At 64.2% G+C, this 11945-nt stretch carries 11 protein-coding genes, 1 pseudogene and 1 riboswitch; of the genes and pseudogenes, 6 read left to right on the forward strand and 6 right to left on the reverse strand.

Annotated elements, in window-relative coordinates; all coding sequences use genetic code 11:
- Positions 1-140: 140 nt before the first annotated feature.
- Positions 141-914, reverse strand: a complete 774-nt coding sequence (locus tag AC0L2H_RS26925; protein ID WP_473593075.1) for an amino acid ABC transporter substrate-binding protein — start codon at positions 912-914, stop codon at positions 141-143.
- A gap of 335 nt (positions 915-1249) precedes the next feature.
- Here AC0L2H_RS26925 and AC0L2H_RS26930 point away from each other — a divergent pair, with 335 nt between their 5' ends.
- Positions 1250-2107, forward strand: a complete 858-nt coding sequence (locus AC0L2H_RS26930) for an RNA polymerase factor sigma-32 (RefSeq protein WP_473593076.1) — start codon at positions 1250-1252, stop codon at positions 2105-2107.
- 74 nt (positions 2108-2181) lie between these two features.
- Positions 2182-2646 (forward strand): cupin domain-containing protein, encoded by a 465-nt coding sequence (locus AC0L2H_RS26935; protein WP_473593077.1) that lies wholly within the window; start codon positions 2182-2184, stop codon positions 2644-2646.
- Between the two features lie 70 nt (positions 2647-2716).
- On the opposite strand, the gene AC0L2H_RS26940 is transcribed toward AC0L2H_RS26935, so the two are convergent.
- The 4 genes from AC0L2H_RS26940 to thiB form a co-directional block, all read right to left on the reverse strand.
- A complete protein-coding gene (locus tag AC0L2H_RS26940; protein ID WP_473593170.1) occupies positions 2717-4186 on the reverse strand; it encodes a M48 family metalloprotease in 1470 nt (489 codons plus the stop codon).
- A gap of 255 nt (positions 4187-4441) precedes the next feature.
- Complete coding sequence (thiQ, locus tag AC0L2H_RS26945) at positions 4442-5224, reverse strand: thiamine ABC transporter ATP-binding protein (RefSeq protein WP_473593078.1); 783 nt, start codon at positions 5222-5224, stop codon at positions 4442-4444.
- Entirely contained in the window at positions 5221-6837 is a 1617-nt protein-coding gene (gene thiP, locus AC0L2H_RS26950; RefSeq protein ID WP_473593079.1) for a thiamine/thiamine pyrophosphate ABC transporter permease, read from the reverse strand. Before thiP ends, thiQ begins: the two co-directional genes overlap by 4 nt.
- Positions 6838-6844: 7 nt before the next feature.
- Positions 6845-7843 (reverse strand): thiamine ABC transporter substrate binding subunit, encoded by a 999-nt coding sequence (thiB, locus tag AC0L2H_RS26955; protein ID WP_473593080.1) that lies wholly within the window; start codon positions 7841-7843, stop codon positions 6845-6847.
- A 43-nt stretch (positions 7844-7886) separates the two neighbouring features.
- Positions 7887-8001: riboswitch (TPP riboswitch) on the reverse strand.
- A 114-nt stretch (positions 8002-8115) separates the two neighbouring features.
- Between thiB and AC0L2H_RS26960 the strand changes: the two genes are divergently transcribed.
- The 4 genes from AC0L2H_RS26960 to AC0L2H_RS26975 all read left to right on the forward strand — a co-directional run bounded on the left by AC0L2H_RS26960 (position 8116) and on the right by AC0L2H_RS26975 (position 11202).
- Positions 8116-8760, forward strand: coding sequence for a thiamine diphosphokinase (locus AC0L2H_RS26960; RefSeq protein ID WP_473593081.1), 645 nt, complete (start codon positions 8116-8118; stop codon positions 8758-8760).
- A gap of 3 nt (positions 8761-8763) precedes the next feature.
- A complete protein-coding gene (locus tag AC0L2H_RS26965; RefSeq protein WP_473593082.1) occupies positions 8764-10584 on the forward strand; it encodes an ABC-F family ATP-binding cassette domain-containing protein in 1821 nt (606 codons plus the stop codon).
- Positions 10585-10660: 76 nt separating this feature from the next.
- On the forward strand, positions 10661-10903 hold the full coding sequence (locus AC0L2H_RS26970) for a type II toxin-antitoxin system CcdA family antitoxin (protein WP_097573514.1): 243 nt from the start codon (positions 10661-10663) through the stop codon (positions 10901-10903).
- Positions 10903-11202: a CcdB family protein gene (locus tag AC0L2H_RS26975; protein ID WP_473593083.1), complete on the forward strand. Its 300-nt coding sequence runs from the start codon at positions 10903-10905 to the stop codon at positions 11200-11202. Before AC0L2H_RS26970 ends, AC0L2H_RS26975 begins: the two co-directional genes overlap by 1 nt.
- A gap of 31 nt (positions 11203-11233) precedes the next feature.
- Here AC0L2H_RS26975 and AC0L2H_RS26980 read toward each other — a convergent pair.
- Positions 11234-11945, reverse strand: a pseudogene (locus AC0L2H_RS26980) (hypothetical protein); the annotation flags it as partial.

Here is an 11945-nt window from a genome sequence, read left to right on the forward strand (position 1 = left end):
CGGCTTCTTAAATACCACCATAACATTTTTTTTTATTAACCCCCCCCCCTCCCCTCCCTCCCCCCCCCCCCCCACCCCCCCCCCGCCCCCCCCGCGAAACAGTTCGGGCTGGCCGGCGATCCGCCCGCCCAGTGATTGCGTTACTTCGAAACGTCCTGACCAAAATAGGTGTCGGCGATCTTCCGGTAGGCGCCATCGGCCTTGATGTCGGCCAGCGCCTTGTTGATGGCGGCGACCAGCTCCGGATCGCCCTTGCGCACGATAACGCCGGAATAGTCGGCGTTTTCTTCCTGCGCGGCGATCTTCACATTGGCGTCGGGCTTGTGCTTCTTGAAGTCGAGAAAGGACAGGCTGTCATTGATGGTGGCGTCGGCGCGGCCGGTAAGCAAGAGCTGGATCGACTGGTCGAAGCCGTCGGTGCCAACGAGTTCGGCGCCGTTGGTTTCGGCAAGCTTGCCGAAATTCGAGGTCAGCGACTGTGCCGACTTCTTGCCCTTGAGATCGGCGAAGCTCTTGATGTCGGTGTTGTCGCCGCGCACGATCAGCACTGCCTTGGAGGCGATGTAGGGATTGGAGAAGTCATATTTGGCCTTGCGCGCTTCGGTGATGCCGACCTCGTTGATGACGGCGTCGTAGCGATTGGCGTCGAGGCCGGCGATCAGCCCGTCCCATTTGCCTTCGAGGAACTCGACCTTCACACCAAGCTTATCGGCGATCGCCCTGGCGATCTCGACGTCGAAGCCGACGAGCGCGCCGGAAGCGTCATGATAGGTGAAGGGCGCATAGGTGCCTTCCGTGCCGACCTTGATGATGCCGGCCTGCTTGATCTGATCGAGATTGGCGCCGGCATGGCCCGATGTGACGGCCAGAACCTGCAGCGTTCCCGCGATGATGAGCGATGTAAGCCATTTCATTTTTCTGTGATCCCGTCCTCGCCGGCGTTCGGCGCTTTATGAAGAACCGGAAAATGGCAGATGCAGACAAGCAAAATAAGGAATTTGATTTCAAAGATAGCCGGTTTCAGAAATCTCATTCTCAAAAAGCCATACCAACTGCCGCGACCACGCCAATATAGGCCGCCACTATGCCTTTCCGCGACGCAACTCCCGCAACGCAACCCGTATGGCGCCTGTCGGAACATTCCCCGGCATGGCGAGTTTTGTCTGTTCTAGGGCGCAATCTCGACATTTCAACCGCGCCCGGCAAGATCGCGGCCGCCAGTCCGTCCGCAAGCCGAACAGGAGCCGGCATGATCGAAGACACGGCAGGACGAACCATGGTCCGGGCGGCGATGCGAGCCCCCTATCTCGAGCGCGAGGAAGAGCACGTCCTTGCCTTGCGCTGGAAGGAAGACAAAGATCAGCATGCGCTGCATTGCATCACCATGGCGCATATGCGGCTGGTCATTTCCATGGCCTCGAAATTCCGCCACTACGGCCTGCCGCTCGGCGATCTGATCCAGGAAGGCCATGTCGGCCTGCTCGAAGCCGCGGCCCGTTTCGAGCCTGAGCGTGAGGTGCGCTTTTCGACCTATGCGACATGGTGGATTCGCGCCTCGATGCAGGATTACATCCTGCGCAACTGGTCGATCGTGCGCGGTGGCACCAGCTCGGCGCAAAAGGCGCTGTTTTTCAATTTGCGGCGCCTGCGCGCCCGCCTGGCGAATGGCGCCGAGCCGCTCTCCAACGCCTCGCTCTACCGCGAGGTTTCGGTGGCGCTTGGCGTCTCCGAGGCCGACGTGGCGATGATGGATTCCCGCCTTTCGGCGCCGGACTCCTCGCTGAACCAGCCGCTCGCCGACGACGCCGGCGCCACCGAGCGGATGGAGTTCCTGGTTTCCGACGATCCGTTGCCCGATGAGGTCGTCGGCGAGACGATCGACGTCGAACGCCGCTCAGTATGGTTGAAGACGGCGCTCGGCGCGCTCAATGCCCGCGAGCTCAGGATCATCGAGGAGCGTCGGCTGAGCGACGAGGGCGCCACGCTCGAATCGCTCGGCGAGGCGCTCGGCATCTCCAAGGAGCGCGTCCGCCAGATCGAGGCCCGCGCCATGGAAAAACTCAGAGTAGCGCTGGTCGAGCAGAACCCGGAGTTCATGGCAGCGTAGGTTTCGACCGTCCGGCCAGCGGGATGAGCGGCGGCGCAAGCCCCTGTGCCTGTGTTCTGGCCTGGCAGGATTGAATGACCGATTTTGAACAAAAGGAATTTGTGCTCGCGGGCGTCGTCATGAAGCGACTGGTTTCCGGCGAACAGACGGGAGGTTCATTTTGTCTGTTCGAAAACAGAAGCGGCGGGCAAACGAAAACGCCGATCCATGTTCATGCGAATGACGACGAGACCGTCTATGTCGTCGAAGGACAGTTGACCGCGATTATGGATGGCGAGGTCCGGACACTCTCGCCGGGCGAGAGCATCTTTTTACAGCGTGGCATCCCGCACCAGCTCATGAACCCCGGCATTCAGCCCGTTCGCTACATTCTGATAGGCACGCCAGGTGTGTTCGAGGAGTTTCTCGCCGAAAGCGGTCGTGAACTCCGGGAGGGAGAAATGGTCGGGCCGCCGACACCTGCCGATATCGAGCGGCTCAAGGCCGCCGCGCCGAGGTTCGGGATTACCCTTCTGGAGGACTGGCCCGCGAGAAAATAAATGGCTTCGTAATGTGGCTCGGATCTAGATCTGCCCGAGCGACCACCGTGGCCGCGCCTATTCGCCAGCCCTATTTGTCAGTAACGATCTTGACCTTGTCGCCGGCCGAAACGGCAGCGCCTGGCGATAGCGCATTAATCACCCGGAACAGGTCGAGCTTGCGGTCGACGCCGACCATCTGCGCGGCGAGCGAACCCATGTTCTGGCCCGGCTGGACCGTGACGACGCGGATATGCAACGGCTTCAGCGCTGCCTTCTCGGCCGTGCTCAGGATGCGGAAAGAGCCGCTGACCGAACGCGCCACTCCATCAAGTGTGGTGCTGGCGGATGGGGCTGCCGTCAACAGCCGGTAGACCTGGCCGCCGGCGCGGATCACCGCGATGTCGAACTGCCAGCCTTCGGCGCCGGCATGTGCGGTCGCCGCCTCATTGCCGTTGATCGTTTCCTCTCTCACGCTGCTGTCGTCGAGACCGGCCACCCAGCCGCTGCGGATGTAGTCGGTCAGCGAGCGGGACTTGTCGATCGACACGCCGTCGAAGCGGATCGCCATGTCGCCCGGCCCGGTCGCCGTCACCGCTGCCGCCGAATTATCGATGACGAAGCCGTCCGGCACCGAGAACGACACGCCGAGGCCCGGGTGGAGGAAGGTTTCGCCACGCACATAGCCTTCCTCCGGCGTGTCGCCATAGAGCAGGCCGTCTATGCCAGCGAGGAAGGAATCGCGGTCGCGCGAGCCGACGCCGGGTGCGCCGAACTGGCGGGCATGGCGCTGCGCCAGATCGATGCGCTGCGGCGTGTTGGGATGCGTCGCCAGGAAGTCGAGACTGGCGTCGGTGGCGCCGCTGATCGAGCGGAAATCGGTATAGGCCGACATCGACTGCAGGAAGCGGCCGGCGGCATAGGGATCGAAGCCCGCCTCGCCGATCGACTTGATGCCGATGGCGTCGGCCTCGAGCTCCTGGTTGCGCGAGAATTGCGCCAGCCTGAGCTTGCCGCGGATCAGCGCCGCCTTGGCTGTCGGACTATCGCCGAGCACGTCGGAGACCACCTTGGTCGCCAACCCCTCCTCGGCCTCCAATTGCTGGCGCTGCAGGCCATGGTTCGCGGTGACATGGCCCATCTCATGCGCGATGACCGCGGCAAGCTCGGCCGAATCGTTGGCGAGCGCCAGCAGCCCGCGGGTGATGTAGAGATAGCCGCCCGGCAAGGCGAAGGCGTTGACGTTGGGCGAATTGAGGATGGTGATACGATAGGTCTGGGTCGGGTTGGCCGACACAACGGTCAGGCGGCCCACGACCTTGGCGACCATGCGCTCCAGTCTGGGATCGGAATATTCGCCGCCATAAGTGGCCAGGATGCGCGGATGCTGCGCCTTCGCCATTTCGGCGAGCTTGCTGTTGGCGGCGACGTTGTCGACCGTGATCGGCTTGTCGGAAGGCTGGAAGCCGGATTCCTGGACGTCGGGAGGCGTGAACATCTGGCAGCTTGCCAGCGCCACGGCAAAGCCGGCCAGCGCAAGAAAGCGCGCCAGCGGATTCATCGTCACTCTGTCGGCGCCAATCGGCAGAACAGCTTCCTTTCGGGTCTCAACGCACGACTCCGAAAATCGATGCCGACTTTCGAAAAGACATGCACAAAATCAAACTGCTACCGCATCCCTTGCGCCTCGAACAGGGCGCGTGGCGCCGTAGCTGCAAATCACAACTTATGCCGGACCGGTATCGGCCGACCTAGCCACACTACTCAGACCGTGGCAAGCAAACGCCGCGTCGCCTGAAGCTGGTTTGGCCATAAATTATGTCCGCTTCCGGGCAACATCTCGTGATCCTTCGCCAAACGGACCTGCACCGAGATAGCGCCGGAAAGCTTCTGGTCCAGAGCGGTCGAAGAAATCGGCGGCGACACCCGTCGCGGCAACCGTGCCATTGTCCAGGAACACCATGTTCTGGCCGATGCGGCGCGCATCTTCCGGCTGGTGCGTGACGAACAGCACCGTCATGCCCCGCTCCCCATGAACACTGGCCACCAGATCGAGCATATCGTCGCGCAGGGCCGGCCCAAGCGAGGCGAACGGCTCGTCGAGCAGGAGCACCGGCCGGTCCCGCACCAGGACGCGGGCGAGCGCCACGCGCTGCCGCTCGCCGCCGGAAAGCTCGCGCGGCAGTCGCTGTTCCTTGCCGGCGAGGCCGACGCGCTTGAGCGCCTCGGCGACGGCGGCATGATCGGCTTCGCTCAGCCTGAGCGAAGGCGAGCGGCCGAGCCCGACATTGCGTTCGACGGAAAGATGGGCAAACAGATTGTTTTCCTGGAACACCATCGACACCGGCCGTGCCGAAGGCGGTTCGGTGCCGAGATCGGCGCCGCCGATCAGCACGCGTCCCGATCGCGGTGTCTCGAAACCGGCCACCAGATTGAGCAGCGTCGATTTTCCCGAGCCGCTCGGCCCCATGACGGCGGTTATCTTCGACGCTGCGAACTCGACATCGAAGAGAAACGACGTTTCGCCATAGCTGAACGAGACTTGTTCCAGCCGCACCGCAGCGCCTTTTTCCGCCCCGGCTTTCCTGGCAGACGTCATGCTCTTTCTCCCCGCCCCAGCCAGTCGGCGGCAAGGACCAGCGCGAGACAAACCGCGCCAAGCAGCAGCGCCAGCCCGGCGGCATCCGCCGTGCGATAGCTGCCCATGCGCGCCAGCAAGAGATAGGGCAGTGTCTGCACCGAATCGCTACCGAACAGCGCAATGACGCCGAGATCGCCGAGCGACAGCGCCATGGCGAAGGCAAAGCCGGTGGCGAGCGGCCGTCTGAGCGACGGCCAGTCGACCAGCCGGAGCCGGTTCCAGCCGGAAATGCCGAGTTGTGCGCAGAGCCGTTCATGGCGTTCGCTCGCCGCATCGTAGGCGGGGCGGACCGCACGGATGGCAAATGGCATTGCCATCACCGCGTTGACCGCGACGACCATGACCGGAGCGATGGCGAAGACATCGCTGACCGTGCGCAGCAACAGGAACCAACCGGCGCCGATGACGATGGGCGGCACGACGAGCACGAAGCCGGCACCGGTATCGGTGGCGTGTTCGAGCAGCGTCCTGGCGCCAATGCCGCGGCTCAAGGCCAGCGCCCGCCGCGCCATGATGAGCGACAGCGACAGCGCCACCGAAAGCAACGCCGCCAGCAAGGCGAGCACGGCGCTGGTCAGTGTCGCCTGCCGCACCGCGTTCTCGCCCGCCAGTCGGCCGAGATCGGCGCCAAGGCCTGCAGCCACCGTGGCAGCCATCGGCCCGGCGACGAACAGCAGCGCGGCAATGATCGCCAAAGCGTTCAGCGATGTCTCGGCGGCGCCTGCCGAGACATACCGGCGCGGCGCTACCGGCAAATTGGCGTCGCCGACCGTATTGGCGCCAAGCCGCATCAATGCCAGCACGACCATGAAAGTCAGACCAATCTGCAGCAGTGTCAGCGTCACCGCGCGGGCGGGATCGAAATCGAAGCGCAAAGCCTGGTAGATGGCGACCTCCAGCGTCGTCGCGGCCGGCCCGCCGCCCAGCGTCAGCACGATGGTGAAAGAGGTGATACAGAGCATGAAGACGAGCCCGGCGACGCCAGGCAATGCCGCCCGCAGCACCGGCCATTCGATCAGCCGGAAGGCCGGTCTGGCGCCCATGCCGAGCTGGCTCGCCAGCCGCCACTGGTCGGCCGGCACCGTTCCCAGCGCTTCGAGGAACAGCCGCACGCTGAGCGGCAGATTGAAGAAGACATGGGCGACGAGAATGCCGGACAGGCCGTAGATGCCGGGCCAGCTTTGGCCGCCGACCTGGCTGAGAATGCCGGCGAAATAACCGGCCCGGCCGTAGAGGGCCAGAATGCCGAGCGCCGCGACGATGGCCGGCAGCGCCAGCGGCACGGCAAAAAGCTGCAGGATGAAGCCGCGACCGAAAAAGCGCGGGTGCCGCGACAGGGCGCGAGCCACAAACAACGCCGGCACCACGGAAAGCAGCGTCGACAGAAGTGCCTGCCATAGGGTGAAACGGACAACGCGCAGGAGATAGGGATCGAATGCCGACGCCGCGCCTGACGGGTCGCGTGCGCCCTCCACGACAAGTCCGGCAAACGCCCCGCCGATCAACAACGCTATCGCCGCCAGCGCGATGACGCCGGCGGTGACGCGGGGATCGGTCGAACGCACCGGCATCGCGGCGCTATTTGCTCATTACCGCCAGCCATTCGTCGACCCAGGCCTTGCGATTGGCCGCGACCTCGTCAGGGCTGAACAGCAAGGTCTTGGTCGGCTTGACCAGCTTGTCGAAGGCCGGATTAAGCAGCTTGTCGGTCTTGCCGGCCGGGAACATCCAGTTGGTCTCGGGAATGACGTCCTGGAATTTCGGCCCGGTCATGAAGGTCAGGAATTTTTGCGCCAGGGGGTTCTTTGCGCCTGAAGTGGTGACGCCAGCGACCTCGATCTGCAGATACTCGCCCTCCTCGAAGGAGGCCGCCTGGTAGCGTTCAGTGTTTTCGGCAACCATGTGGTAAGCCGGCGAAGTGGTGTAGGACAGCACCATCGGCGCCTCGCCCTTGGTGAACAGGCCGTAGGCCTCGCTCCAGCCCGGTGTAACGGTCAAAACCTTTGCCCTGAGCTTGGCCCAGGCCTCCGGCGCCTTGTCGCCATAGACCGACTTCACCCACAGAAGCAGGCCGAGGCCTGGCGTCGAAGTGCGCGGATCCTGGATGACGATCTTGTCGGCGGCATCGCCCTCGACCAATTCCCTGAGGCTCTTTGGTGGGCTCTTCAGCTTCTCGGTGTCGTAGACGACAGCGAAATAACCATAGTCGAACGGCACGAAAATGTCGTCGCTCCAGCCGCCAGGCACGTTGACATCCGAGACCCCGCCGTGCGGCGCAAACAACCCGGTCGCCTTGGCCTCCGCGGTCAGATTGGTGTCGAGGCCGAGCACGACGTCGGCCTTGGTGGCGGCGCCTTCCAGCTTGACGCGGTTGAGCAGCGCCACGCCGTCGGCGACCGAGACGAAATCGACAGTGCAGCCGCATTCGGCCTCGAACGCCTTCTTCACTACGGGGCCTGGACCCCATTCTGCGGTGAAGCTCTCATAGGTATAGACGGTGAGTTTGTCCTGGGCGGATGCCGGCACGGAGCCAGCGAGCACAATTGCCGAGATAAGGGAGTATAAAAGCGTGCGCATCGGCGCCTCCTTCGTTCGCGTTGAAAGGAATTGAGGCGTCGGGCTGTCCGAAACGTCTAATCCCTCCGCCGGTACAAACCGGATCAGGTTCAGCGGGTTGGCAGGCTTGCCTCTCAGCCGGTACGCGAAGATCGCGTCCGGCACCCCGTTAGAGCGTTTCGACACATAAGCCCGGCCGAAGTGCCGCGCAAGCGGAAGTTTGCCGGCGGCCAGGGCATGGTCTTGCGTTTCGCCTTCCGTTTCCGGAGCAGGGCTGGTAAGGGCCACGCGATATGAGCACATTCACCATCCTGCTTGGCGGCGATCTCATCCGCACGCCGCTGCTCGACCGGCAGGTCGAAGGTACCCGCGTCATCGCCGCCGATGCCGGCATCGGCCATGCCCGGATGCTGGGCCTCGTCCCGGAGCTCTGGGTCGGCGATTTCGATTCCGTGCCGGTCGATTTGCCGGACGATCTGGCTTCCGTGCCACGAAAGGTGTTTCCGGCCGAGAAGGACATGACTGACGGCGAACTCGCCATCGCCGCCGCCCTCCAACGCGGCGCGACCAGCCTCGTGCTAGCAGGCGCGTTCGGCGGCAAGCGCGCCGACCACGCCTTCCTGCATCTGGCGCTCGGCGTTCGGCTGGCTGAGGAAGGGACGAAGGTATTGTTGACCAGCGGCGCCCAGGAAGGGGTTCCTCTGTTGCCGGGCAAGGCCGGCTTCGACTATGCCGGCGGCACGCTGTTCTCGATCCTCGGCTTCTCCGACCTTTCCGGCCTGACCGTAACCGGCGCCCAATGGCTGCTGAACCATGTCGATGTCGCCTTTGGCTCGTCGCTGACCATATCCAACGCGGTCAAGGGCCGGCTCGAGATCGCGCTCGGCCATGGCCGTGCACTGCTGCTCGCCCATCCCTATCCGCTTCCCGAAAGTTGATTTATGGCGCCGCCGCTTCTCAATCTCGACGGGATAAGACTGACCTTTGGCGGCACGCCGCTGCTCGACGGGGCTGAGCTGACGGCTGCGGCAGGCGACAAGATCGCCCTGGTCGGCCGCAATGGCTCGGGCAAGTCGACGCTGCTGAAAATTGCCGCTGGGCTGATCGAGCCGCAGGATGGCGAGGTGTTCCGCCAGCCTTCGGCCACGGTGCGCTATCTGCCGCAAATGCCCGACATGGATGGTTTCGCCAATGTCCGCGCCTATGTCGAGGCGGGGCTCGGTCCGGCCGACGATCCCTACCGCGCCACCTATCTGATGGAGCATCTCGGCCTCTCTGGTGAGGAGCGGCCAAACGACCTTTCCGGCGGCGAAGCGCGGCGCGCAGCGCTCGCCCGCGTCATGGCGCCGGAGCCCGACATTCTTCTCCTCGACGAGCCGACCAATCATCTTGACCTCCAGGTCATCGAATGGCTGGAGGAGGAGCTCAGCCGTACCTCTTCGGCGCTGGTCGTCATCTCGCACGATCGCCGCTTCCTCGAGCGCGTGTCGCGCGCCACCGTCTGGCTTGACCGCGGCCAGACCCGCAGGCTCGACAAGGGCTTCGGCCATTTCGAGGAATGGCGCGACCAGGTGCTGGAGGAGGAAGAACGCGAGCAGCACAAGCTCGGCCGGCAGATCGTGCGCGAGGAGCATTGGCTGCGCTATGGCGTGACGGCGCGGCGCAAGCGCAACATGCGTCGGCTCGGCGAATTGCAGACCATGCGCCAGCGCTTTCGCGGCCATCGCGGCGCCGAAGGCGCGGCCACCATGGTGGCCAGCGACGCGGCGGAATCCGGCAAGCTGGTCATCGAGGCGAAAAACATCGAAAAGAGTTTTGGCGATCTTACGGTGGTCAAGGGGTTCTCGACCCGCATCCAGCGCGGCGACCGCGTCGGCCTGGTCGGCCCGAACGGCGCCGGCAAGACGACGCTTTTGAAGATGCTGACCGGCGAATTGCAGCCGGATGCCGGAACGGTGCGGCTCGGCACCAATCTCGAGATCGCCACGCTCGACCAGAAGCGTGAGGCCGTCGATCCGCAGGAGACGCTGGCCAACTACCTGACCGACGGGCGCGGCGAGAACCTCGTCATCAATGGCGAGCAGCGCCACGTCGTCTCCTACATGAAGGATTTCCTGTTCAAGCCGGAGCAGGCGCGCACGCCGGTGCGCGAACTTTCCGGCGGCGAGCGGGCGCGGCTGCTGCTCGCCCGCGTGCTGGCGCGGCCGGCGAACCTCCTGGTGCTCGACGAGCCGACCAACGATCTCGACATGGAGACACTGGAGCTGCTTCAGGAACTGGTCGCCGGTTTTGCCGGGACGGTGATCCTGGTCAGCCACGACCGCGATTTCCTCGACCGCACCGTGACCAGCATCATCGCGCCCGACGGCGGCGGCCGATGGATCGAATATGCTGGCGGCTATTCCGACATGCTGGCGCAACGCGGCGGCACCAGGCTCGACGACCGCAAGGCGCGGACAAGGTCAGAAAACGGCGACGTGGCGGCGACGGGAAAGGCTGAGGCGGCTCAGCCCAAGGGGCCGGCCAAAAAACTGTCGTTCAAGCAGAAATTCGCGCTGGAATCCCTGCCCAGGAAGATCGAAGCGGTGACGGCCTCGATCTCGCGGCTGGAAAACAACATCGCCGATCCCGCCTATTACGAGCGCGACCCGGCCTCGTTCCAGAAGACCATCGCCGCGCTCGACAAGGAGCGCGCCACGCTGGCTGCGCTCGAGGAGGAATGGCTGGAACTAGAGATGCTGCGCGAGGAGATGGAGGGCTAAGTCGCGAATTCAAGCACCTTCTCGTTGCGACCGTACCGGAATGCGCATACGTTATGCGCATGTTGCGGAGGTCATCATGCGCAAGATAGCTGTGAATGCGGTTCGCCAGCCGGCAAATCTGTCGATCGACTCAAAGCTCATGAAGGAAGCCAAGGGGCTCGACGTGAACGTCTCGCGCGCCGCGGAAGCCGGCATTGCAGAGGCAGTGGCGGCCGAAAAGACGCGGCTGTGGAAGCTTGAGAACCGCGCGACGATAGATGCGTGGAACGAATATATCGAAAAACACGGCATTCCGCTGGCAGAACATCGGCAGTTCTGATGGCGCGCTACGACGTCTTCGCAAGTAGTATCGAAGGCGGCTATCTCCTTGACGTTCAGGCCGATCTGCTCGACCACTTCAAGACCCGGGTGGTCGTCCCGCTTCTGCCGGCCGCGATGGCGCCATCGCCGATGCGAAAGCTCCATCCCATATTCGAGATCAATGGGCGGAAATTGGTCATGGCCACCCATCTGATCGCCACGGTCGCAGCGGCTGAACTGGGCGAAAGCCGACTGAATCTGACGAGGCACCACGACGACATCGTCGCTGCGCTCGACATGCTGTTCCAGGGCTTCTGAACTGTTGGGAGCTTCGAACTGACGACCGGCCTCAGCCCGCCGTCTTGGTTTGCCAGGCCTTCAGCGCCTCGTCGAACACCTTCTCGCCGGGGATGCCCTTTTCCATGGTCAGCAACGCCCGCCGGCCCGTCTTGTAGACGACCGGCACGTCGATCCAGTCCTGCCCCCTGAGCAAGGTCAGATTGGCGTCCTCATCGGCCTTGGTGTCGTTGAGCGCGACGAGGAAGAAGCCGTCGGCGATCTTGGCCGGAATGCCGATCAGCGGGCTGCCCGCATCCTGTTCGGAACTCTTCATGGCGACGCGCAGGATGTTGTCGACCCCGCCGCCGTCGAAACCCTCGGGTGTCAGGAAGATCATCTCGATGATGTGGCTCGCCGGCAGCGTCTGGTCGGTGTTGCGGCGGATGGTCATGCGCAATTGCACATTCTTGCCGGGAATGGTCGCCTCGGCGCGGATCGCCGGCTCGGGCGGCAGGTTGCCGCCGGGCGACTCCTGCACCAGCGACCAGACGATGCTGCCGGGCTCGGCCGAGCCTTGGGCGGTGCTGGTGCGCTCCTCATAGAAGATTGCCTTCTGGCCGACCGGCACTGCCGTTTCCGCCGGTGCGGCCGTCGGCGCTGCCGGTGCGGCGCCTGGAGCCGGAACTGCCGCGGCATCGGCCCGCGCCCCCCGGGGGGCGCCCGCGGCGGGGGGGGGGGGGGGGGGCCCGCGCGCGGGCGGGTTTGGCCCCAGGCCCGGTGGG

The sequence above is a fragment of the Mesorhizobium sp. WSM4871 genome, assembly GCF_055811295.1.

Bases quoted from the DNA above. Each gene is read 5' to 3' on its own strand.
- AC0L2H_RS26930 (WP_473593076.1), top strand. From the start codon at position 1,250: ATGATCGAAGACACGGCAGGACGAACCATGGTCCGGGCGGCGATGCGA.
- AC0L2H_RS26970 (WP_097573514.1), top strand. From the start codon at position 10,661: ATGCGCAAGATAGCTGTGAATGCGGTTCGCCAGCCGGCAAATCTGTCG.
- AC0L2H_RS26965 (WP_473593082.1), top strand. From the start codon at position 8,764: ATGGCGCCGCCGCTTCTCAATCTCGACGGGATAAGACTGACCTTTGGC.
- AC0L2H_RS26925 (WP_473593075.1), bottom strand. From the start codon at position 914: ATGAAATGGCTTACATCGCTCATCATCGCGGGAACGCTGCAGGTTCTG.
- thiQ (WP_473593078.1), bottom strand. From the start codon at position 5,224: ATGACGTCTGCCAGGAAAGCCGGGGCGGAAAAAGGCGCTGCGGTGCGG.
- thiB (WP_473593080.1), bottom strand. From the start codon at position 7,843: ATGCGCACGCTTTTATACTCCCTTATCTCGGCAATTGTGCTCGCTGGC.
- AC0L2H_RS26960 (WP_473593081.1), top strand. From the start codon at position 8,116: ATGAGCACATTCACCATCCTGCTTGGCGGCGATCTCATCCGCACGCCG.
- AC0L2H_RS26975 (WP_473593083.1), top strand. From the start codon at position 10,903: ATGGCGCGCTACGACGTCTTCGCAAGTAGTATCGAAGGCGGCTATCTC.
- AC0L2H_RS26935 (WP_473593077.1), top strand. From the start codon at position 2,182: ATGACCGATTTTGAACAAAAGGAATTTGTGCTCGCGGGCGTCGTCATG.
- AC0L2H_RS26940 (WP_473593170.1), bottom strand. From the start codon at position 4,186: ATGAATCCGCTGGCGCGCTTTCTTGCGCTGGCCGGCTTTGCCGTGGCG.
- thiP (WP_473593079.1), bottom strand. From the start codon at position 6,837: ATGCCGGTGCGTTCGACCGATCCCCGCGTCACCGCCGGCGTCATCGCG.